This window comes from Serratia aquatilis (assembly GCF_044865145.1).
GTDB lineage: Bacteria > Pseudomonadota > Gammaproteobacteria > Enterobacterales > Enterobacteriaceae > Chania > Chania aquatilis.
In genome coordinates, this window is the sequence record NZ_CP173186.1 from 1,372,192 (window position 1) to 1,393,553 (window position 21,362).

A 21,362-nucleotide genomic window follows, 5' to 3' on the forward strand; every position below is an offset into this window, starting at 1 on the left:
GCCAAACAGAGCTTGGTACATTGTCTGATTTTGTTTGCAAAGTGCGCGCACGGCTATGGGGCTGTTTGTTCAGGCTTCGCGGAGGTGGTATAGTCTGTGTCATCTGTCAGCGGGTATACCGTTGAATAATGGCCTGATTGGTGTACCCGTTCATCTTTTAAACTGCAGCCAATTGAGAGCTGCAGCATTTAAGATAGCGAGCCTACTTATGCCAATCTTTCCCGGCAGTCCTCAGGGCGCAAGGTGAGCAGACTGAAAAGCTGTGTCAGGCACACGGCTTTTTTTGCGCGCAAGGCCCGAAGTTCCGGAAAGGCTGTTGTGTTTATATTGAGGAAATAAGTACGAGTTATGTCGCCCGCAAACCAACAAGAAGCTAATCTATTTGCTCAAGGACCCCGGCATGTCGCAATTATTATGGACGGCAATGGGCGCTGGGCTAAACGTCAGGGCAAATTACGTGTCTTCGGTCATAAAGCAGGAGTGAAATCAGTTCGGCGAGCTGTCAGCTTTGCAGCCAGCAACCATCTGGATGCGCTCACGCTTTATGCCTTCAGCAGCGAAAACTGGAACCGTCCTGCGCAGGAAGTCTCTGCCTTGATGGAGCTTTTTGTTCGTGCTCTGGACAGTGAAGTAAAAAGCCTGCATAAACATAACGTCAGACTTCGTGTGATAGGTGATATCAGCCGTTTCAGTACGCGTCTGCAAGAGCGGATCCACCGCTCCGAGCAACTGACAGAGAACAACGATGGTCTGACACTTAATGTTGCTGCTAATTATGGCGGGCGTTGGGATATCATCCAGGGAGTAAGGGAACTGGCCGAGCAAGTCCAAGATGGGGTATTGCGTCCGGATCAGATCAGCGAAGAGTTGCTGAGCGATCGCGTCTGTATGAGCGATCTGGCACCCGTGGATTTAGTGATTCGTACCGGAGGCGAACATCGCATAAGTAACTTCTTGCTGTGGCAAATTGCTTACGCTGAGCTTTACTTTACTGATGTACTCTGGCCAGATTTTGATGAACTTGTCTTTGAAGGTGCGCTGAATGCATTTGCACAACGCGAGCGTCGCTTTGGGGGAACAACACCTATTGACGCCAATGTGTCCTAGGGGGAACTTTTGCTGAAGTATCGCCTCATAACGGCTCTGATTTTAATTCCGGTAGTTATTGCTGCGCTGTTTTTCCTGCCACCGCTGGCTTTTGCTCTGGTAACACTCGCTGTGTGCATGTTGGCTGCCTGGGAATGGGGGCAGCTAGCTGGTTATGTAGAACGCTCTCAGCGTATCTGGTTAGCGATAATATGCGGTTTCCTGCTGGCGCTGATGATGCTCAGCGTTCCTGCCTATCACCACTCGGTTCACCAATTGATGATCGGGGGGCCACTGTGGCTGTCATTGGTATGGTGGCTGGCGGCTCTGCTATTGGTGCTATTCTATCCCCGTTCTGCAGCGCTATGGCGTAATTCGCGCCCGTTGCGCCTGATATTCGGTTTGTTGACGATTGTGCCGTTTTTCTGGGGCATGTTGGCTTTGCGCCAGTTCGACTATGTGAACAATCATTTTACCGGCGCATGGTGGCTGCTGTACGTTATGGTATTGGTCTGGGGGGCTGATTCTGGTGCCTACATGTTTGGCAAGCTGTTTGGCAAACACAAACTGGCGCCGAGAGTTTCTCCGGGTAAAACCTGGGAAGGGCTGATCGGAGGGCTGGTAACTTCCGCCGTAATTTCCTGGTTATTTGGTCGTTATGCTCCACTAAGCCTAGAACCAATGACGCTACTGATCTGTTCAATTATTGCCGTATTGGCTTCGGTTTTGGGCGATCTTACCGAGAGTATGTTCAAGCGTGAAGCCGGGATCAAAGATAGTGGTCATTTGATACCTGGGCATGGCGGCATACTGGATCGTATAGACAGCCTGACCGCAGCTGTGCCGGTATTTGCCTGCTTGATGCTATTAGTGTTTTAATCCGTCATCGGCGGGGGAGTGAAAGGATTATATGATCGGCATGCTCTGGAACTTGGTCGCATTTATTATCGCTCTGGGGATATTGATCACTGTACATGAGTTTGGGCACTTTTGGGTGGCTCGCCGCTGTGGTGTTCGTGTAGAGCGTTTCTCGATTGGTTTTGGTCGCGCATTGTGGCGCCGAACCGATCGTCAGGGTACTGAGTTTGTCGTTGCCATGATCCCGCTGGGCGGCTACGTGAAAATGCTGGATGAGCGTGCTGAAACGGTCGCACCGGAGATTCGCCATCAAGCATTCAATAATAAAACGGTCTGGCAACGTGCGGCGATTGTCAGCGCGGGCCCTATTGCTAACTTTCTGTTCGCCATTTTCGCCTATTGGGTGGTGTTTGTTATCGGTGTGCCAAGTTATCGCCCGATAATTGGCGAAATCGTGCCGCAATCAATTGCTGCGAAAGCAGAAATTTCCTCAGGTATGGAACTTAAGTCAGTTGGCGGTATCGAAACGCCTGATTGGGAATCTGTTCGTCTGGCGCTGGTCAGCAAGATTGGTGATGCGCAAACCGAGGTTGGGGTTTCAGCCTTTGGTGCTGCGGCGGTGGCGAATAAAACCCTCGATTTGCACCAATGGAGCTTTGAGCCGGATAAAGAAGACCCTGTACGTTCTTTGGGAATGATCCCGCGTGGCCCGCAGATTGAATCGGTGCTGGCTGAAGTTCAAGCTGGGTCTGCCGCACAAAAGGCAGGTTTACAAGCAGGGGATAGGATCGTTAAAGTCGATGGTCAGTTGCTTGGGCGTTGGGCAACGTTAGCCAAACGGATCTACAATGGACCCGGTCAACCGTTGGTTTTAGGGATTGAAAGAAACGGTAACCCCTTGTCTTTGACGCTGATACCGGATACAAAACCGGTGGGAAAAGACAAAGTAGTCGGTTTTGCCGGCATTATTCCGAAAGTGTTACCGATACCGGACGAGTATAAAACGATTCGCCAGTATGGACCGTTCCCAGCGCTTTATCAGGCTGGGGATAAGACCTGGCAACTGATGCGGCTTACGGTCAGCATGTTGGGTAAATTAATTACCGGTGATGTAAAGCTGAACAACCTGAGTGGCCCGATTTCCATTGCACAGGGAGCTGGGGCGTCAGCAGAGGGTGGGTTTATATATTACATGATGTTTCTCGCGTTGATTAGCGTCAACTTGGGGATCATAAACCTATTCCCATTACCGATATTAGATGGTGGGCATCTTCTCTTTCTGGCGATAGAAAAGCTGAAAGGGGGGCCAGTTTCTGAGCGGGTACAGGACTACAGTTACCGCATTGGTTCGATCTTGCTGGTACTGTTAATGGGTCTTGCACTTTTCAATGATTTTTCTCGCCTTTAGGGGCGGGGACAGGTTAGGAAGAACGCATAACAACGATGGCGATGAAAAAGTTGCTCATAGCGTCGCTGCTGTTTGGCAGCGCCACCGTATACGGTGCAGACGGGTTCGTAGTGAAAGATATTCATTTCGAAGGCCTGCAACGAGTCGCCGTCGGTGCGGCGTTACTCAACATGCCGGTTCGCGTAGGCGATACCGTCTCTGATGATGATCTCAGTAATACCATCCGTGCCTTGTTTGCCACTGGCAACTTCGAGGACGTTCGCGTACTGCGCGATGGTAATACGCTGATTGTTCAGGTTAAGGAACGTCCCACCATTGCCAGCATCACTTTCTCCGGCAACAAGTCGGTGAAAGATGACATGCTCAAGCAAAACCTGGAGGCCTCTGGCGTCCGGGTCGGTGAAGCACTCGACCGCACCACCTTATCCAGCATTGAAAAAGGGTTGGAAGACTTCTACTACAGCGTAGGTAAATACAGTGCATCGGTGAAAGCCGTTGTTACGCCATTACCGCGTAACCGTGTTGACCTGAAGTTGGTCTTCACTGAAGGGGTTTCTGCCAAGATTCAACAAATCAACATTGTCGGCAACCATGCCTTTACCAACGATGAACTGATTTCACGCTTCCAATTGCGTGATGATGTGCCGTGGTGGAATGTGGTTGCAGATCGCAAATACCAGAAACAAAAGCTGGCAGGGGATCTTGAAATCCTGCGCAGTTTCTATCTGGATCGCGGTTATGCGCGTTTCAACATTGATTCGACGCAGGTAAGTTTGACGCCAGATAAAAAAGGTATCTATGTCACCATCAACATTACCGAAGGCGATCAGTACAAGCTTTCCGGTGTGGTGGTGAATGGTAACCTGGCGGGTCACTCCGCTGAAGTGGCTCAGTTGAGCAAAGTCGAACCGGGTGAACTGTTTAGTGGCACCAAAGTGACCAAAATGGAAGACAACATCAAGAAGATGTTTGGCCGTTATGGTTATGCCTACCCACGGGTACAGACTCAACCTGTAATCAATGACACGGATAAAACCGTCAAGTTGCATATCGACATTGATGCGGGTAACCGTTTCTACGTGCGTCGCATCAAGTTTGAAGGTAACGATACCAGTAAAGACAGCGTATTACGCCGTGAGATGCGCCAGATGGAAGGTGCATGGCTGGGTAATGACCAGGTCGAACAAGGTAAGGAACGTCTGAATCGTTTGGGGTATTTTGAAACCGTGGACGTGGAAACCCAGCGTGTTCCAGGAACTCCCGACCAGGTTGATATTGTCTACAAGGTTAAAGAACGTAACACAGGTAGTTTGAACTTTGGTGTTGGGTACGGTACCGAAAGTGGCATCAGCTTCCAGGCCGGCGTTCAGCAAGATAACTGGTTAGGTACAGGTTATTCCGTTGGTATCAGTGGAACCAAGAATGACTATCAAACCTACGCCGAGCTGTCGGTGACCAACCCTTACTTCACCGTTGATGGTGTGAGTCTGGGTGGGCGTGTCTTCTACAATGACTTTAAGGCAAACAATGCCGATCTGTCAGATTATACCAATAGCAGCTACGGTGTAGACGGTACTCTGGGCTTCCCGATCAACGAAAACAACTCGTTGCGCGCTGGCTTGGGTTACGTACATAACTCCTTGTCCGACATGCAACCGCAGGTTGCCATGTGGCGTTATCTGAATTCGGTCGGTGAAAATCCAGACTATCTCAATCGGGCTAGTTATACCTCGGACGATTTCGCGCTGAACCTGGGCTGGTCCTATAACAACCTCGATCGCGGTTTCTTCCCAACTACGGGGAACCGGACTTCGTTTAATACCAAGGTTACCGTTCCTGGTTCGGACAACTCGTACTATAAGTTCACGTTGGACAGTTCACAGTACTTGCCAATCAACGAAGACAAGACCTGGGTCCTGTTAGGCCGTGGCCGTCTGGGCTATGCCGATGGCTTTAGTGGTAAAGAAGTTCCGTTCTACGATAACTTCTATGCGGGTGGTTCAAGTACCGTGCGTGGTTTCCAGTCCAACACGATCGGTCCTAAAGCTGTGTACTATAATTCCAACTCGTACACATGTCAGAATGCGCCAGGTAGCAGCTTACCTCAGACAATCTGTGGCTCTAATGATGCTGTGGGTGGTAACGCCATGGCAGTGGCAAGCCTGGAGCTGATTACGCCGACGCCGTTCCTGAGCGAGAAGTATGCCAGCTCAGTGCGTACCTCACTGTTTATCGATGCGGGTACCGTGTGGGATACCAAATGGCAAAACACAGTTAATTCGAAAAACGGACCTGTCGATGCGAGTATGTTTGGTGTGCCAGACTACAGCAAGGCGAGCAATATCCGTTACTCGGCTGGTATTGCCGTGCAGTGGATGTCACCGCTGGGGCCGTTGGTCTTCTCCTATGCCGATCCGCTCAAGAAGTTCGATGGAGACAGGTCTGAACAGTTCCAGTTTAACATTGGTAAAACTTGGTAATAGATTTCACTACCGGGCATAACGGTTATACGGAATCGCAAATGCCAGACTGATTCCAAACCACAGCGAGAGAATTCTCATTGTGTTATGTGATAAGTCTGGCAGATTGTGTACTTCAAAGTGTCATATGACACAAACGGGTGATGGTAAGGAGTTTATAGTGAAAAAGTGGTTGTGTGCCGCAGGCCTCGGTTTAGCAATGGCTGCTTCAGCAGGCGTTCAGGCAGCTGACAAGATTGCTGTCGTAAACGTTTCCAGCATTTTCCAGCAGTTGCCTGCACGTGAAACCGTGGCAAAACAACTGGAGAATGAGTTCAAAGGCCGCGCAGGTGAACTCCAGAACATGGAACGCGATCTGCAAACTAAAATGCAGAAATTGCAGCGTGACGGTTCTACCATGAAAGCCAGCGATCGCACCAAGATGGAAAAAGATGTGATGGCTCAGCGTGAGCAGTTCTCTCAAAAAGCCCAGGCTTTTGAGCAGGATAACCGTCGCCGCCAGATGGAAGAGCGTAACAAAATCCTGAGCCGTATTCAGGATGCAGTGAAAGCCGTTGCCAGCAAAGAAGGTTATGACGTAGTAATCGATGCAAATGCGGTTGCTTACGCAGGTACTTCTAAAGATATTACTGCTGACGTGCTGAAACAGGTTAAATAACGCATGCCTTCAATTCGACTGGCTGATTTAGCGCAGCAGTTGGATGCACAATTGCACGGTGATGGCGATATTGTCATCACCGGCATTGCTTCTATGCATTCTGCACAGGCTGGGCAAATCACTTTTTTGTCAAACAGCCGCTACCAAGCTCAATTGGCCTCATGCCAGGCTAGCGCGATTGTGCTTACCGAGGCTGATTTACCACATTGCCATTCTGCGGCTCTGGTGGTTAAAAACCCTTATCTGACCTATGCGCTTATGGCGCAATTAATGGATACCACCCCGGCACCGGCTGCAGATATTGCGCCAAGCGCAGTGATCTCTCCTGAAGCCCGACTCGGGAAGAACGTTGCTGTGGGGGCGAATGCGGTTATCGAGTCCGGTGCTGAGCTGGGTGATAACGTCATTATTGGCCCAGGTTGCTTTATCGGTAAACAGGCTCGAATTGGCGCGGGTACGCGTCTGTGGGCGAATGTAACTATTTATCATGAAGTTGAAATCGGCCAGCACTGCCTGATCCAGTCTGGAACGGTGATTGGTGCAGACGGTTTTGGCTATGCCTTTGATCGTGGAAACTGGATCAAGATCCCGCAATTAGGGACGGTTATCATTGGTGATCGTGTTGAAATTGGTGCCTGCACCACTATCGATCGCGGTGCGTTGGATAACACCCAGATTGGGAATGGTGTTATCATTGATAACCAGTGCCAGATCGCACACAACGTGGTAATTGGTGAGAATACTGCCGTTGCGGGGGGGGTGATCATGGCTGGCAGCTTGAAGATTGGTCGCTATTGTCAGATTGGCGGTGCTAGTGTGATCAACGGTCATATGGAGATTGCTGACAAGGTTGTTGTCACCGGGATGGGAATGGTTATGCGACCAATTACCGAACCTGGGGTATACTCCTCTGGCATTCCGTTACAACCCAACAAGGTTTGGCGTAAAACGGCTGCGTTGGTGATGAATATCGATGAGATTAGCAAACGCTTGAAAGCTGTCGAACGAAAAGTCGGAAAAGACTAGTCGCCATAAGCCCGCCATGCTGGGTATAAAACGAAACGCGTTGGCTGTAATGCCAAAAGCGCAAAGAGTTGTTAATTTGCGGCCTGCCTGATGATCTCCTTTTTGGGGTCAACGCAGGCCGTGTTGTTGATGCCATCAGTTTTTAGAAACAGGAAGAGTATTTTGACTACTGAAACTCATACTCTGGATATTGCAGAAATTTTGGAGTTACTTCCTCACCGTTACCCATTCTTGCTGGTTGATCGTGTGCTGGATTTCGAAGAGCACAAGTATCTGCGTGCAGTGAAGAACGTAACCGTTAATGAGCCGTTTTTCCAGGGGCATTTCCCTGGTAAACCGATTTTACCAGGCGTACTTATTCTGGAAGCGATGGCTCAGGCCACCGGTATTCTGGCGTTTAAGAGCGTCGGTAAGCTCGAACCTGGTGAGTTGTACTATTTCGCCGGTATTGACGAGGCTCGCTTCAAGCGCCCAGTGGTGCCTGGCGATCAGATGATTATGGAAGTCACTTTTGAGAAAACCCGCCGTGGTCTGACACGCTTTAAAGGTGTGGCAACCGTTGACGGAAAAATTGTCTGCGAAGCAACCATGATGTGTGCCCGCAGCCGGGAGGCATAATCCGTGATTGATAAAACCGCCTTTATCCATCCTAGTGCAATCGTTGAGCAAGGCGCTGTAATTGACGCTGGAGTGCACATTGGTCCTTTCTGTTACGTCGGATCCCAGGTGGAAATCGGCGCGGGTACGGTACTGAAATCGCACGTGGTGGTGAACGGTATCACCAGGATTGGCCGCGATAACGAGATTTATCAGTTTGCCTCTATCGGCGAAGTGAATCAGGATCTGAAATATGCCGGTGAACCGACAAAAGTCGAAGTCGGTGATCGTAACCGCATTCGTGAAAGCGTAACTATCCACCGTGGCACCGCTCAAGGTACAGGTGTGACCAAAGTTGGCAATGACAACCTGCTGATGGTCAACGTACATATCGCCCACGATTGTGTGGTAGGTAATTCCTGTGTGCTGGCGAACAACGCAACGCTTGCCGGGCATGTGGAAATTGACGATCACGCCATTATTGGTGGTATGACCGCCATTCACCAATTCTGTGTTATTGGTGCCCATGTAATGGTTGGCGGCTGTTCCGGTGTGGCTCAGGACGTACCTCCTTTTGTCATCGCTCAGGGCAACCACGCGACACCGTTTGGTGTGAACGCGGTTGGTCTGAAACGCCGTGGTTTTGATAAGGATGAAATGCAAGCGATCCGTAATGCTTACAAAATTCTTTATCGCAGTGAGAAAACCCTGGATGAAGCCAAAGAAGAAATTGAAGCTCAGATGAAAGAAAACCCTGTGCTTAAGCAATTCATGGATTTCTTTGCGCGTTCCACCCGTGGGATTATTCGCTGATCTATGATAAATCGTCCATTGACTATCGGACTAGTTGCCGGTGAAACTTCCGGCGATATTCTTGGCGCCGGATTAATCCGTGCGCTCAAGGCCCACCATCCTAACGCACGCTTCGTTGGTGTTGCAGGTCCGCTGATGCAGGCCGAGGGGTGTGAAGCCTGGTATGAGATGGAAGAGCTGGCGGTAATGGGAGTGGTAGAAGTGCTCGAGCGTTTACCACGCCTGTTGAAGATCCGTAAGGATCTTACCCGCCGGTTTAGTGAATTGAAGCCTGACGTATTTGTTGGCATTGACGCGCCTGATTTCAATATCACTCTCGAAGGCCGCCTCAAGCAACGCGGTATCCGTACTATTCACTACGTCAGCCCTTCAGTGTGGGCCTGGCGGCAAAAGCGCGTTTTCAAAATTGGTAAAGCGACCGATCTGGTGCTAGCGTTTCTCCCTTTCGAAAAAGCGTTTTACGATCGTTTCAATGTTCCCTGCCGCTTTATCGGCCATACCATGGCGGATGCCATGCCATTGCAGCCAGACAAGCAAGCCGCGCGCAAGATACTAGGTATTCCCCTTGATGCACGCTGCCTGGCGCTGCTGCCCGGAAGCCGTGGTGCCGAAGTGGAAATGTTGAGCGCTGATTTTCTCAGGACAGCGCGCTTACTGCGCGAGCATTATCCAGAGCTGGAAGTGGTAGTTCCGCTAGTTAATGCTAAGCGGCGTGAGCAGTTCGAGCGAATAAAAGCTGAGGTTGCACCAGAACTCCACGTTCATCTGCTGGATGGCAAAGGGCGTGAGGCGATGATTGCCAGTGATGCGGCGCTGCTTGCTTCGGGTACTGCGGCGCTGGAATGCATGTTGGCCAAATGCCCGATGGTCGTGGGTTATCGCATGAAGCCATTTACTTTCTGGCTGGCGGAGCGTCTGGTGAAAACCCCATATGTTTCGTTACCGAATCTTCTTGCCGGAAGAGAAATCGTCACTGAGTTGTTGCAGCACGACTGTGTGCCGGAGAAGTTGGCTGCTGCGCTATTACCGTTGCTGGAAGAGAGCCCGGAAACGGCACTGTTGAGGCAGACCTTCCTTGAACTGCACCAAAGTATTCGCTGCGGTGCCGATGAACAGGCCGCTCAGGCTGTATTGGAACTGGCAGTATCATGATAGAACCCTTTGTTTACCCCTCTGCCCGGTTGATCGCTGGTGTAGATGAAGTGGGGAGAGGTCCTTTGGTAGGCGCAGTGGTTACTGCCGCTGTGATACTCGATCCCGCGAGGCCCATTGTGGGTCTGGCCGACTCAAAGAAACTCAGCGAGAAACGGCGTTTGGCATTGTACGACCAAATCGTAGATAACGCGCTCTCCTGGAGTCTGGGGCGTGCAGAGCCCAATGAGATCGACCAACTTAATATCTTGCATGCCACCATGTTGGCGATGCAGCGTGCAGTCGCAGGGTTGCATATTGAACCTGACATGGTGTTGATTGATGGCAACCGTTGTCCAACATTACCCATGCGTTCGTTGGCCGTGGTGAAAGGTGATAGCCGGGTTGCGGAAATCAGTGCGGCATCTATTCTGGCTAAAGTCACACGCGATCGCGAAATGACCGAACTGGACCAGTCGTTCCCTGAATATGGCTTTGCCCAGCATAAGGGATACCCCACCGCGTTTCATTTAGAAAGACTGGCGGCGTTGGGGGCAACCAAGCATCATCGTCGTAGCTTTGCCCCGGTAAGACGGGCGCTGGAGCGGTAATTAACTTCCTGGCCCTTTCGGGCTGCAAAATCGAGTTAACCCAGGTTCATTAAGCTGAACCCCAACATCTTGGTATCTGGATATGGCCGAACCTCGTTTTATTCATCTTCGCGTCCACAGCGACTACTCCATGGTTGATGGATTAGCCAAGATCGGCCCGTTGGTGAAAAGAGCTGCGGCGCTTGCAATGCCTGCTTTGGCGATCACAGATTTCACCAACCTGTGTGGCTTGGTAAAGTTCTATGGCAGCGCTCACGGTGCTGGGATCAAGCCGATCATCGGCGCTGATTTCCATGTGCAAAGCGAAGTATTGGGTGATGAGCTTGCGCAACTGACCGTACTTGCCGCTGATAATGAAGGTTATCAGAATCTCACCTTATTGATCTCCAAGGCTTATCAACGTGGCTATGGTGCAGCTGGGCCGACAATCGATCGGGATTGGCTGATTGAACACCGAGCCGGTCTGATCCTGCTTTCTGGTGGCCGGATGGGTGATGTCGGTAAGTTTATGCTGCGTGGTAATCAGGCTCAGGCAGAACAATGCCTTGAGTTTTATCAGGAATACTTCCCAGACAATTATTACCTTGAATTGATCCGCACCGGTCGGGCAGACGAAGATAACTACCTGCATGCTGCAGTCGCACTGGCAACGGAACACGGGTTACCGGTGGTTGCGACCAATGACGTGCGTTTTTTGGTGGAAGATGACTTTGATGCCCACGAGATCCGCGTAGCGATCCATGATGGCTTCACGCTGGACGATCCGAAACGCCCGCGAAATTATACTCCGCAGCAATACATGCGCAGCGAAGATGAGATGTGCGAGCTGTTTGCCGACATCCCTGAAGCGCTACTAAACAGCGTAGAAATTGCAAAGCGTTGTAACGTGACTATTCGCCTTGGTGAATACTTCCTACCTCAGTTCCCCACAGGTGATATGACCACTGAAGATTTCCTGGTGGCCAAATCCAAAGAGGGATTGGAAGAGCGCCTTGAATTCCTGTTCCCGGATCCTGAAATTCGTGCTCAGCGTCGTCCTGAGTATGACGAGCGTCTGGATATTGAGCTCAAAGTGATCAACCAGATGGGATTCCCCGGTTACTTCCTGATCGTAATGGAGTTCATCCAATGGTCGAAGGATAACGACGTGCCTGTCGGCCCTGGGCGAGGTTCTGGTGCCGGTTCACTGGTCGCCTATGCGCTGAAAATAACCGATCTTGACCCACTGGAATTTGACCTGCTGTTTGAACGCTTCCTTAACCCGGAACGTGTTTCGATGCCCGATTTTGACGTCGATTTCTGTATGGAGAAACGCGACCTGGTGATCGAGCACGTGGCCGATATGTATGGCCGCGAAGCGGTGTCGCAGATCATCACTTTCGGCACCATGGCGGCGAAAGCAGTTATTCGCGACGTGGGCCGTGTTCTGGGGCACCCCTATGGCTTCGTTGACCGTATATCCAAGTTAGTTCCCCCCGATCCTGGCATGACGCTGGAAAAAGCCTTCGCTGCCGAACCGCAACTGCCGGAAATTTATGAGGCAGATGAAGAGGTTAGAGCGCTGATCGACATGGCGCGTAAACTCGAAGGTGTTACGCGTAACGCCGGGAAACATGCGGGTGGGGTGGTGATTGCGCCAACCAAGATCACTGACTTTGCACCGCTCTATTGTGATGCTGAAGGTAATCATCCTGTAACCCAGTTCGATAAGAACGACGTTGAATATGCCGGGCTGGTGAAGTTTGACTTCCTAGGCCTGCGAACGCTGACCATTATTGATTGGGCACTGGCGATGATTAATGCCCGCCGTGCCAAGAGTGGATTGGAGCCGATTGATATTGCGGCAATCCCACTCGATGACAAGAAAAGTTTCGACATGTTGCAGCGCTCGGAAACCACAGCGGTGTTCCAGCTTGAATCACGCGGCATGAAAGATCTGATTAAACGCCTGAAGCCTGACTGCTTCGAAGACATGATCGCATTGGTGGCGCTGTTCCGCCCCGGTCCGCTACAGTCTGGCATGGTGGATAACTTTATCGACCGCAAACATGGGCGAGAAGAGATTTCCTACCCAGATATCCAGTGGCAGCATGAGTCGCTGAAACCGGTACTGGAGCCGACCTACGGTATTATCTTGTACCAAGAACAGGTGATGCAGATCGCCCAGGTACTCGCAGGTTATACCTTGGGTGGAGCGGACATGTTGCGCCGTGCGATGGGGAAAAAGAACCCGGTCGAGATGGCCAAGCAGCGTGGCGGCTTTGAAGACGGGGCCAAAGCGCGCGGCATCGACGGTGAACTATCGGTAAAAATATTTGACCTGGTAGAAAAGTTCGCTGGTTACGGTTTTAACAAATCGCACTCGGCGGCCTATGCCTTAGTGTCGTACCAGACACTATGGCTGAAAGCGCACTATCCAGCAGAGTTTATGGCCGCGGTGATGACCGCCGACATGGATAACACCGATAAAGTTGTTGGGTTGGTGGACGAATGCTGGCGGATGGGCTTGAAAATCCTGCCACCGGATATCAACAGTGGGCAGTACCATTTCCACGTGAATGATGAAGGTGAGATTGTCTACGGTATTGGGGCAATCAAAGGCGTAGGGGAAGGGCCGATTGAAGCCATTATCGAGGCTCGCAATACCGGAGAGCAAGGATATTTCAAAGATCTGTTCGACCTGTGTGCGCGCTCCGACATCAAGAAGCTGAATCGTCGTATACTGGAGAAACTGATCATGTCCGGGGCGTTTGATCGCCTTGGGCCGCACCGCGCTGCGTTAATGAACTCCCTGGGGGATGCGCTTAAAGCAGCGGACCAGCATGCCAAAGCTGAAGCGATTGGTCAGTCAGACATGTTTGGTGTATTGGCTGAAGCACCTGAACAGGTTGAGCAGTCTTATGCCAATGTTCCGCGTTGGCAGGAACAAGTGGTACTGGATGGTGAACGTGAAACGCTGGGGCTCTATCTCACTGGCCACCCGATCACCCAGTATCTGAAGGAGATTGAGCGCTATGCCGGTGGCCAGCGCTTGAAAGATATGCACCCGACGGATCGGGGAAAAATGACGACCGCCGTAGGGCTGGTGGTTTCTTCGAAAGTAATGATGACCAAACGGGGTAATCGCATCGGTATTTGCTCGTTGGATGACCGCTCCGGTCGTCTTGACGTGATGTTATTCACCGATGCGTTGGAAAAATACCAGCATTTGTTGGAAAAAGACCGTATCCTGATTGCCACTGGACAGGTCAGCTTTGATGACTTTAACGGTGGGCTTAAAATGACGGCCCGCGAATTAATGGATATCAGTGAGGCCCGTGAAAAATACGCTCGTGGGCTTGCTATCTCGCTGACGGACAGGCAAATTGATGACCAGCTTTTGAACCGTCTCCGTCAGTCTTTGGAACCCCATCGCTCGGGGACGATTCCAGTGCATCTCTACTATCAGCGGGAAGATGCACGGGCAAGATTGCGCTTCGGTGCAACTTGGCGTGTAACGCCGACCGACCGTTTGTTGATTGACTTGCGGACCTTGGTAGGTAATGAGCAGGTGGAACTGGAATTTGACTAAAATAGGAATACTATGAGTCTGAATTTTCTTGATTTTGAACAGCCGATTGCAGAGCTGGAAGCGAAAATTGACTCGCTGACTGCAGTCAGCCGTCAAGACGAAAAATTAGATATTAATCTGGACGAAGAGGTTCAGCGCCTGCGTGAAAAGAGCGTTGAGCTGACGCGCAAGATTTTTTCCGATCTTGGGGCCTGGCAGATTGCCCAATTGGCACGCCACCCGCGCCGCCCTTATACCCTGGATTATATCAAACACATTTTTACCGACTTTGAAGAACTGGCAGGCGATCGCGCCTATGCCGATGACAAAGCGATTGTCGGTGGCCTTGCGCGCCTCGATGGCCGCCCGGTGATGATCATAGGTCATCAGAAAGGGCGTGAAACCAAAGAGAAAATCCGGCGCAACTTTGGTATGCCTGCACCTGAGGGGTATCGCAAAGCGTTGCGCCTGATGGAAATGGCATCCCGTTTTAAATTGCCGCTTATCACTTTTATTGATACCCCTGGGGCTTACCCTGGTGTAGGTGCGGAAGAACGTGGGCAGTCTGAAGCGATAGCCCGCAACCTGCGTGAAATGTCTCGCCTGAATATCCCGGTGATCTGTACCGTAATCGGTGAAGGTGGTTCCGGTGGCGCGTTGGCGATTGGCGTGGGTGATAAAGTGAATATGCTGCAGTACAGCACCTACTCGGTTATTTCACCGGAAGGTTGCGCCTCGATCCTGTGGAAAAGTGCCGACAAGGCCCCGATTGCCGCAGAAGCGATGGGCATCACTGCGCCGCGTCTGAAAGAACTGAAGCTGATCGACTCGGTGATCCCTGAACCTCTGGGTTCTGCACATCGTGACGTACCGGCAATGGCGGCTTCGTTGAAGGCGCAACTGTTGGCGGATCTGGCAGATCTGGATGTTCTGAGTAATGAAGAGTTGCTCAACCGCCGCTACCAGCGTTTGATGAACTACGGTTACTGCTGATACTGCGTGGCCTGTTCGATATGATCCCCTGTCGGCTAATGCTGGCAGGGGATTTTTTTTTTGTGACCTTGCTCGACACAGAAAGTTAACTGATAGGAATAGCCCAATGAATATCATTGCGATCATGAGCCCGACGGGCGTTTATTATAAAGACGAACCCATCCGCGAACTTCACGGCGCATTGGCCTCAATGGGTTTTCAGCTGGTATACCCGAAGAACAGTGGCGATCTGTTAAAGCTGATTGAGCACAATGCACGTATCTGCGGGGTAGTTTTCGACTGGGACGATTACAGTCTTGAGCTATGCAGCGAAATCAACGATCTCAATGAATATCTGCCGCTGTATGCGTTCATCAATACGCATTCGACATTTGATGTCAACCTGCATGAAATGCGAATGGTATTGTATTTCTTTGAGTATGGCCTGAATGCTGCCGATGATATTGCCCAACGGATCCGCCAGTATACCGATGAATATATCGATACTATTACTCCTCCGCTGACCAAGGCGCTGTTCACCTACGTGAAAGAGGGGAAATACACTTTTTGCACGCCAGGTCATATGGCTGGCACTGCATTCCAGAAAAGCCCGGTAGGTTGCCTGTTCTATGATTTCTTTGGCGCTAATACATTAAAGGCAGATATCTCGATCTCGGTGACAGAGTTGGGTTCGCTGCTGGATCACACAGGGCCGCATCTGGAGGCGGAGGAATATATTGCCCGCACTTTTAATGCCGAGCAGAGCTATCTGGTCACCAACGGAACTTCAACTGCCAACAAGATTGTCGGTATGTACTCGTCACCGGCAGGAAGTACGGTGCTGATAGACCGCAACTGCCACAAGTCGTTATGCCACTTACTGATGATGTGTGACATTGTGCCGATTTATCTGCGCCCGTTGCGAAATGCCTACGGCATCTTGGGGGGGATCCCTCAGCACGAATTCACTCGCGAAAGCATTACCAAGCGAGTAGCGGAAACCGCCAATGCCAGTTGGCCGGTACATGCGGTGATCACCAATTCAACCTACGATGGCCTGTTGTATAACACTGATTACATCAAACAGACGCTGGATGTTGCCTCGATCCACTTTGATTCCGCCTGGGTGCCTTACACCAATTTCCTCCCGATTTATGAGGGCAAAAGTGGCATGAGTGGCGATCGCATTGCTGGCAAAGTGATCTACGAAACTCAGTCGACACATAAACTGCTGGCGGCATTCTCACAGGCCTCAATGATCCACATAAAGGGTGATTATGACGAAAACACCTTTAATGAAGCTTACATGATGCATACCACCACCTCGCCACATTACGGCATTGTCGCTTCGATGGAGACTGCAGCAGCGATGCTGCGTGGTAATCCTGGGCGGCGCATGATCCACCGCTCGGTGGAGCGCGCGCTACATTTTCGCCGTGAAATGCAGCGCCTGCGTGATGAGAGTGACAGTTGGTTCTTCGACATCTGGCAGCCGGAAGTGGTTGATGAGGCAAAGTGCTGGCCGCTGGATCCGGATGATAACTGGCATGGTTTTGGCCGCACCGATAGCAACCACATGTATCTGGACCCGATAAAGGTCACGATCCTGACTCCGGGTATGAATGAACTGGGCGAGTTGGAGAGTTCAGGGATCCCAGCTGCGCTGGTGGCCAAGTACCTGGATGAGCGGGGGATTGTGGTGGAAAAAACCGGTCCGTATAACCTGCTGTTCCTGTTCAGTATCGGAATCGATAAAACCAAAGCGATGGGTTTGCTGCGTGGGCTGATAGATTTCAAACGCGCGTACGATCTTAATCTGCGCGTGAAAAATATGTTGCCGGATCTGTACGCCGAGGATCCGGATTTTTACCGCCATATGCGCATTCAGGATCTGGCTGCCGGGATCCATCAGCTTATTTGTCAGCATGATCTACCGCGCTTGATGCTACGTGCTTTTGACGTGTTACCAGAAATGAAGCTCACGCCCTATGAAATGTTCCAACAACAGGTTCGCGGCAATGTTGAAACCTGTGAGATCGACCAGTTGATTGGCAAAGTGGCCGCGAATATGCTCCTGCCTTATCCACCTGGAGTTCCGCTGGTGATGCCGGGGGAGATGATCACCGAAGAGAGCCGTGCCGTGCTTGATTTTCTGTTGATGCTGTGTTCGATTGGCGAACGTTACCCCGGTTTCGAAACCGACATTCATGGTGCAAAACTGACGGAAGACGGGCGCTATCTGGTCAAGGTGTTGAAAACGTCAGACGCTTGATAACGTGATGAGTTTCACCAGTAATAACAACGGAGTCTACTTATGTTGGCACTACGGCAAGTTCACCATATAGCAGTGATTTGCTCTGACTACGCCGCCAGTAAGCATTTTTACTGCGACATCTTGGGGTTTACCTTACTTGCAGAGTTTTATCGTGAAGAACGTGATTCTTGGAAGGCTGATTTGGCTTTGAATGGTCAATACACGATTGAGCTGTTTTCTTTCCCGTCGCCGCCTGCGCGGATCAGCTGCCCGGAAGCCTGTGGTTTACGCCATCTGGCGTTCAGTGTTGAAGATATCGAAGCGTCGATTGCGCATTTGCAGGAGGCGGGTGTCACTTGTGAACCGTTAAGGGTCGATCCCTACACCCAGTCCCGCTTTACCTTTTTCAGCGATCCTGATGGATTGCCGCTCGAGCTTTATGAATTGTGAAAGCGCAATCTGGGCGTCACGGCCTGAGTGTAGTCCGTTGACTTTACACGCAGTTATGCGGATGGATGTCTTACTTAATAAATGATAAACAATCAACTTCTTACGCATATCAGCGAGCAATTGGGGGCTGAAAACCAGTTGCTGGTGGCATTCAGTGGCGGCCTGGATTCTACTGTATTGTTACATTTGCTGATGCTTTTGCGTCAACAGCAACCGAATATCGCGCTACGCGCGGTGCATGTTCACCATAGTCTGAGTCGTTTTGCCGATGATTGGGTGGCCTATTGCCAGCAACAGTGTGAGCAGTGGCAGATACCGCTGGTGGTGCATTACGTCAAGCTTGACGGGCATTCCGGGGGAATAGAGGCAGCGGCCAGAGCGGTACGTTATGCCGCTTTCCATGAGACACTGTCTGCTGATGAAACTCTGCTGACTGCACAGCACCTTGACGACCAATGTGAAACCTTTCTGCTGGCTCTAAAGCGTGGTAGCGGCCCTGCGGGGCTTTCTGCCATGGCGGCGCAAACCCATCTGGGTAATAACCCGCTGTTGCGTCCCCTGCTCGGTATTTCGCGCAAACAATTGGAAGACCATGCACAAACGCATCAACTCCGTTGGATCGAAGATGACAGCAATCAGGATCCCCGTTTTGATCGCAACTTCTTGCGTCTGAAAATACTGCCTTTACTGAATGAGCGCTGGCCGCATTTTGCGTCGGCAACAGCACGCAGTGCCAGTTTATGTGCCGAGCAAGAGCGGTTACTCGATGAATTATTGGCAGAGCAATTGGCTCAATTGCTGGATCGGGAAAATGCGTTGGCGATAACCGGGTTACAGGACTGCTCTGCGGTAAAGCGCAACGCGTTACTGCGCCGTTGGATTGCCTTATTTGGCGTGCCCCTGCCAGCGCGAGACGGCTTGCACAGGCTTTGGCATGAAGTTGCCCTCAGCAGGGAAGATGCTGAACCGCAATTGCAACTCGGTGACTATCAGATTCGCCGTTTCCGACAGCGTCTATACCTGTTGCCAATAATGGAAGATCTTAGCTGTAGGGAACTGCTCTGGATGAATGACGCGCCGCTGGCATTACCCGATGGGCTGGGCACGCTGTTCGCTGGTGAAGGGGAGTTCCTGATACGAGCACCGCAGGCTGATGAAGCGGTCAAGGTGCGTTTTACTGCCGGGGGTAAAGTGCGTATTGTTGGCCGAACAGGTTCGAGGCATATAAAGAAACTCTGGCAGGAGTTTGGGATCCCTCCGTGGCAACGTGGACGCATTCCACTGATTTACTATGGTGAGCGGCTGATCGCTGCCGTTGGGGTATTTGTGACTGAAGACGGGCGAGTGCCTGACGGGGAACCGGGCTGGCAGCTTGGCTGGAAAAAGTAAACACCACCTTTGAGGAAGATGAATGAGATTTGTGAACCCGACCTTAGCACTGGCGGCATTGCTGAGTTTTTCCGCTTTGGCTGCGGGCGATCCGGCGGCAGGCAAGGATAAGTCAGCACGCTGCATGGCCTGTCACGGAGTCGATGGCAAAATTTCTGTGCCGCTGTACCCGAATCTTGCTGGGCAGAATGCGGCGTATCTTGAGCACTCTCTGCTGGCCTACAAAAAGGGCGAACGTTCAGGGGGGCAGGCCGAAGTGATGAAAGCCTTTGTTTCCGGGCTATCTGACCAGGATATTGCCGATCTGTCTGCTTATTACGCCAGTCTGAAACCTTAGGCTGTGAGCGTTGACGTTGACGCAGAAATGACGAGGGCAGCCTTGCGCTGCCCTGTAGAGATGGGGTTACCGAGGCTGTCAGTCGGAAAGACTCACGACAACGGTACCAATATCCGGGTGGCTAAAACTGCCGATATGGTCCAACCTTAGATCGCGTTGGCTACCATTTAACTCGATCGTCAGATATTCAACACGCTTTTTTTGCAGCAGATCGACGGCCTTGGCTTCGATCACTTCTCCGTCGCGTAATTCCAGCTTCAGAGTCAGTTTATGCTGACAGGCGAGTTCCAGGTTGTCATAGTCATCGCAATTGATGGGTTGATACTCATCATTCATCAACATAATGTCTCCAATTATAAATAATTTTAAAATCAATAACTTATGTTTTAACCCACTAATGCCCTACGTAAACAGTGTAGTCGTTACTCCTAATACGCTAGCTTGAAGCCATAAATGACGAGGGCAGCCATTAGGCTGCCCTGTATACCCGTTGTAAATTTTTAGGTATTGAGATGGCGTTACCGCAAAATCAGTCCGACAGGCTGACGACTACGGTACCGATTTCCGGATGACTGAAACTGAGGATGTGATCCAGACGCAAGCTGAGGGCATTACCAGACTGATCGACAATCAGGTACTCAACGCCCTTGGTAAATTTCAGCTCGGTGGCAATGCCTTCAAACTTCTCTCCGTCGCGTAACTCTAGCTTCAGAATGTAGTTATGCTGACAGGCGAGTTCCAGGCTTTCATAGTCATCGCAATTGATGGATTGGTACTCATCATTCATCAACATAGTCGCTCACCAATAAGTTAGCGGCGGCAAATGCCGCCTGTTCCCTAACGGAGGACGGCAGCGCACTATTCGCTGCAACCTCGTCCAATGCCTTCAAGACACATGCAAGTGCATCAGGCACATAGCCTCGATCCCCACTGCCGATCTCGGCGTAAAAACGGCGTACTAACTCACAGTATTGCTGCACAGCTTCCTCCCTTGGGAACCTCTGCCTTATTGCCAAAAAAGTGACCGGGCAAAGATACTTGGGGTTAAATCCAATTGTAGTCGACTATATCACAGGTGCTATGGAGTTATTAGCACCTCTTATTAGCTATCATTGCGTGCTGCTACCCCTTGTGCTGGCTGTAGACCGAGCTTATCAAGTACACTGTCACCTGCAAATAATGAGGTTACCCATGGCGCTTAAAGCAACAATTTACAAAGCCACGGTCAATATCGCTGATATGGATCGCCATTTTTACCACGATACAACGCTTACATTGGCTCAACACCCTTCAGAAACAGAGCAGCGTATGATGCTGCGCCTGTTGGCGTGGATTTGTCATGCCGATGAACGCCTGATATTTACCAAGGGCTTGAGTGCGGAAGATGAACCGGAAATCTGGCAGCGCAACGACCATAACGGGCTGGAAATGTGGATTGAGCTGGGGCTTCCTGATGAGAAACGGATTAAAAAAGCCTGTAATCAATCACCTAGAGTGATGCTTTATGCCTATGGTGAACGTGCCGGGCATGTCTGGTGGCAGTCTATGCAAAGCAAGGTAGCAAACCACAAAAACCTAAGCATTCGTTTTCTCGATGATGAACAATTGTCCCGCCTAGCAGCATTGGCCAGCCGCAATATGTCACTGCAGGCAACGCTGCAGGAAGGGACAATCTGGCTTTCTGATGATAAGAATAGTCTGGAAATTCAATTCACCGAATGGCAGCAGGCGCAGGGATAACC

Annotated in this window: 20 protein-coding genes; 17 read left to right on the plus strand and 3 right to left on the minus strand. The window is 51.0% G+C overall.

Translation table 11 applies throughout. The features are described 5' to 3' along the window. Nucleotides 1-348: 348 nt before the first annotated feature. The 16 genes from ispU to SAQUA_RS06260 all read left to right on the plus strand — a co-directional run bounded on the left by ispU (nucleotide 349) and on the right by SAQUA_RS06260 (nucleotide 19,620). Nucleotides 349-1,107, plus strand: coding sequence for a (2E,6E)-farnesyl-diphosphate-specific ditrans,polycis-undecaprenyl-diphosphate synthase (gene ispU / locus SAQUA_RS06185; protein WP_380673911.1), 759 nt, complete (start codon nucleotides 349-351; stop codon nucleotides 1,105-1,107). 9 nt (nucleotides 1,108-1,116) lie between these two features. Continuing rightward, entirely contained in the window at nucleotides 1,117-1,965 is an 849-nt protein-coding gene (gene cdsA / locus SAQUA_RS06190; RefSeq protein ID WP_380673910.1) for a phosphatidate cytidylyltransferase, read from the plus strand. A 31-nt stretch (nucleotides 1,966-1,996) separates the two neighbouring features. Next, nucleotides 1,997-3,352, plus strand: coding sequence for a sigma E protease regulator RseP (gene rseP / locus SAQUA_RS06195; RefSeq protein ID WP_380673909.1), 1,356 nt, complete (start codon nucleotides 1,997-1,999; stop codon nucleotides 3,350-3,352). Nucleotides 3,353-3,387: 35 nt separating this feature from the next. Beyond that, complete coding sequence (bamA, locus tag SAQUA_RS06200; protein ID WP_380673908.1) at nucleotides 3,388-5,832, plus strand: outer membrane protein assembly factor BamA; 2,445 nt, start codon at nucleotides 3,388-3,390, stop codon at nucleotides 5,830-5,832. A 160-nt stretch (nucleotides 5,833-5,992) separates the two neighbouring features. Beyond that, the gene (gene skp / locus SAQUA_RS06205; protein WP_380673907.1) at nucleotides 5,993-6,490 is read left to right on the plus strand and encodes a molecular chaperone Skp; all 498 of its coding nucleotides are present in this window, start codon (nucleotides 5,993-5,995) and stop codon (nucleotides 6,488-6,490) included. A 3-nt stretch (nucleotides 6,491-6,493) separates the two neighbouring features. Next, nucleotides 6,494-7,516: a UDP-3-O-(3-hydroxymyristoyl)glucosamine N-acyltransferase gene (lpxD, locus tag SAQUA_RS06210; RefSeq protein ID WP_380673906.1), complete on the plus strand. Its 1,023-nt coding sequence runs from the start codon at nucleotides 6,494-6,496 to the stop codon at nucleotides 7,514-7,516. 162 nt (nucleotides 7,517-7,678) lie between these two features. After that, complete coding sequence (gene fabZ, locus SAQUA_RS06215; protein ID WP_380673905.1) at nucleotides 7,679-8,134, plus strand: 3-hydroxyacyl-ACP dehydratase FabZ; 456 nt, start codon at nucleotides 7,679-7,681, stop codon at nucleotides 8,132-8,134. Nucleotides 8,135-8,137: 3 nt separating this feature from the next. Continuing rightward, nucleotides 8,138-8,926: an acyl-ACP--UDP-N-acetylglucosamine O-acyltransferase gene (gene lpxA, locus SAQUA_RS06220; RefSeq protein WP_380673904.1), complete on the plus strand. Its 789-nt coding sequence runs from the start codon at nucleotides 8,138-8,140 to the stop codon at nucleotides 8,924-8,926. A gap of 3 nt (nucleotides 8,927-8,929) precedes the next feature. Then, the gene (lpxB, locus tag SAQUA_RS06225; RefSeq protein WP_380673903.1) at nucleotides 8,930-10,078 is read left to right on the plus strand and encodes a lipid-A-disaccharide synthase; all 1,149 of its coding nucleotides are present in this window, start codon (nucleotides 8,930-8,932) and stop codon (nucleotides 10,076-10,078) included. Next, nucleotides 10,075-10,668: a ribonuclease HII gene (rnhB, locus tag SAQUA_RS06230; RefSeq protein WP_380673902.1), complete on the plus strand. Its 594-nt coding sequence runs from the start codon at nucleotides 10,075-10,077 to the stop codon at nucleotides 10,666-10,668. Before lpxB ends, rnhB begins: the two co-directional genes overlap by 4 nt. Nucleotides 10,669-10,750: 82 nt before the next feature. After that, nucleotides 10,751-14,239 carry a DNA polymerase III subunit alpha gene (gene dnaE, locus SAQUA_RS06235; RefSeq protein ID WP_380673901.1) on the plus strand — a complete coding sequence of 1,163 codons (3,489 nt, stop codon included), beginning with the start codon at nucleotides 10,751-10,753 and terminating at the stop codon, nucleotides 14,237-14,239. 12 nt (nucleotides 14,240-14,251) lie between these two features. Next, on the plus strand, nucleotides 14,252-15,211 hold the full coding sequence (gene accA / locus SAQUA_RS06240; protein WP_380673900.1) for an acetyl-CoA carboxylase carboxyl transferase subunit alpha: 960 nt from the start codon (nucleotides 14,252-14,254) through the stop codon (nucleotides 15,209-15,211). Between the two features lie 106 nt (nucleotides 15,212-15,317). Further along, a complete protein-coding gene (locus SAQUA_RS06245; protein WP_380673899.1) occupies nucleotides 15,318-17,462 on the plus strand; it encodes a lysine decarboxylase LdcC in 2,145 nt (714 codons plus the stop codon). Between the two features lie 42 nt (nucleotides 17,463-17,504). Then, nucleotides 17,505-17,894: a VOC family protein gene (locus SAQUA_RS06250; RefSeq protein WP_380673898.1), complete on the plus strand. Its 390-nt coding sequence runs from the start codon at nucleotides 17,505-17,507 to the stop codon at nucleotides 17,892-17,894. A gap of 81 nt (nucleotides 17,895-17,975) precedes the next feature. Continuing rightward, a complete protein-coding gene (gene tilS, locus SAQUA_RS06255; protein ID WP_380673897.1) occupies nucleotides 17,976-19,283 on the plus strand; it encodes a tRNA lysidine(34) synthetase TilS in 1,308 nt (435 codons plus the stop codon). A gap of 22 nt (nucleotides 19,284-19,305) precedes the next feature. Then, nucleotides 19,306-19,620, plus strand: a complete 315-nt coding sequence (locus SAQUA_RS06260) for a c-type cytochrome (protein ID WP_380673896.1) — start codon at nucleotides 19,306-19,308, stop codon at nucleotides 19,618-19,620. 78 nt (nucleotides 19,621-19,698) lie between these two features. Here the strand turns inward: SAQUA_RS06260 and rof (SAQUA_RS06265) are convergent, their stop codons facing one another. The 3 genes from rof (SAQUA_RS06265) to SAQUA_RS06275 all read right to left on the minus strand — a co-directional run bounded on the left by rof (SAQUA_RS06265) (nucleotide 19,699) and on the right by SAQUA_RS06275 (nucleotide 20,600). After that, a complete protein-coding gene (rof, locus tag SAQUA_RS06265; RefSeq protein WP_380673895.1) occupies nucleotides 19,699-19,962 on the minus strand; it encodes a Rho-binding antiterminator in 264 nt (87 codons plus the stop codon). Nucleotides 19,963-20,149: 187 nt separating this feature from the next. Beyond that, a complete protein-coding gene (gene rof / locus SAQUA_RS06270) occupies nucleotides 20,150-20,413 on the minus strand; it encodes a Rho-binding antiterminator (protein WP_380673894.1) in 264 nt (87 codons plus the stop codon). Continuing rightward, complete coding sequence (locus tag SAQUA_RS06275) at nucleotides 20,400-20,600, minus strand: YaeP family protein (RefSeq protein WP_380673893.1); 201 nt, start codon at nucleotides 20,598-20,600, stop codon at nucleotides 20,400-20,402. Before SAQUA_RS06275 ends, rof (SAQUA_RS06270) begins: the two co-directional genes overlap by 14 nt. A 211-nt stretch (nucleotides 20,601-20,811) precedes the next feature. On the opposite strand from SAQUA_RS06275, the gene SAQUA_RS06280 reads away from it, so the two are divergent. After that, nucleotides 20,812-21,360 carry a YaeQ family protein gene (locus SAQUA_RS06280; RefSeq protein ID WP_380673892.1) on the plus strand — a complete coding sequence of 183 codons (549 nt, stop codon included), beginning with the start codon at nucleotides 20,812-20,814 and terminating at the stop codon, nucleotides 21,358-21,360. Nucleotides 21,361-21,362: the final 2 nt, after the last annotated feature.

Coding starts and splice junctions, on each gene's coding strand:
- accA (WP_380673900.1), top strand. CDS start 14,252: ATGAGTCTGAATTTTCTTGATTTTGAACAGCCGATTGCAGAGCTGGAA.
- SAQUA_RS06245 (WP_380673899.1), top strand. CDS start 15,318: ATGAATATCATTGCGATCATGAGCCCGACGGGCGTTTATTATAAAGAC.
- SAQUA_RS06260 (WP_380673896.1), top strand. CDS start 19,306: ATGAGATTTGTGAACCCGACCTTAGCACTGGCGGCATTGCTGAGTTTT.
- dnaE (WP_380673901.1), top strand. CDS start 10,751: ATGGCCGAACCTCGTTTTATTCATCTTCGCGTCCACAGCGACTACTCC.
- SAQUA_RS06280 (WP_380673892.1), top strand. CDS start 20,812: ATGGCGCTTAAAGCAACAATTTACAAAGCCACGGTCAATATCGCTGAT.
- ispU (WP_380673911.1), top strand. CDS start 349: ATGTCGCCCGCAAACCAACAAGAAGCTAATCTATTTGCTCAAGGACCC.
- rof (WP_380673894.1), bottom strand. CDS start 20,413: ATGTTGATGAATGATGAGTACCAATCCATCAATTGCGATGACTATGAA.
- lpxD (WP_380673906.1), top strand. CDS start 6,494: ATGCCTTCAATTCGACTGGCTGATTTAGCGCAGCAGTTGGATGCACAA.
- SAQUA_RS06250 (WP_380673898.1), top strand. CDS start 17,505: ATGTTGGCACTACGGCAAGTTCACCATATAGCAGTGATTTGCTCTGAC.
- rof (WP_380673895.1), bottom strand. CDS start 19,962: ATGTTGATGAATGATGAGTATCAACCCATCAATTGCGATGACTATGAC.
- lpxB (WP_380673903.1), top strand. CDS start 8,930: ATGATAAATCGTCCATTGACTATCGGACTAGTTGCCGGTGAAACTTCC.
- rseP (WP_380673909.1), top strand. CDS start 1,997: ATGATCGGCATGCTCTGGAACTTGGTCGCATTTATTATCGCTCTGGGG.
- tilS (WP_380673897.1), top strand. CDS start 17,976: ATGATAAACAATCAACTTCTTACGCATATCAGCGAGCAATTGGGGGCT.
- bamA (WP_380673908.1), top strand. CDS start 3,388: ATGGCGATGAAAAAGTTGCTCATAGCGTCGCTGCTGTTTGGCAGCGCC.
- rnhB (WP_380673902.1), top strand. CDS start 10,075: ATGATAGAACCCTTTGTTTACCCCTCTGCCCGGTTGATCGCTGGTGTA.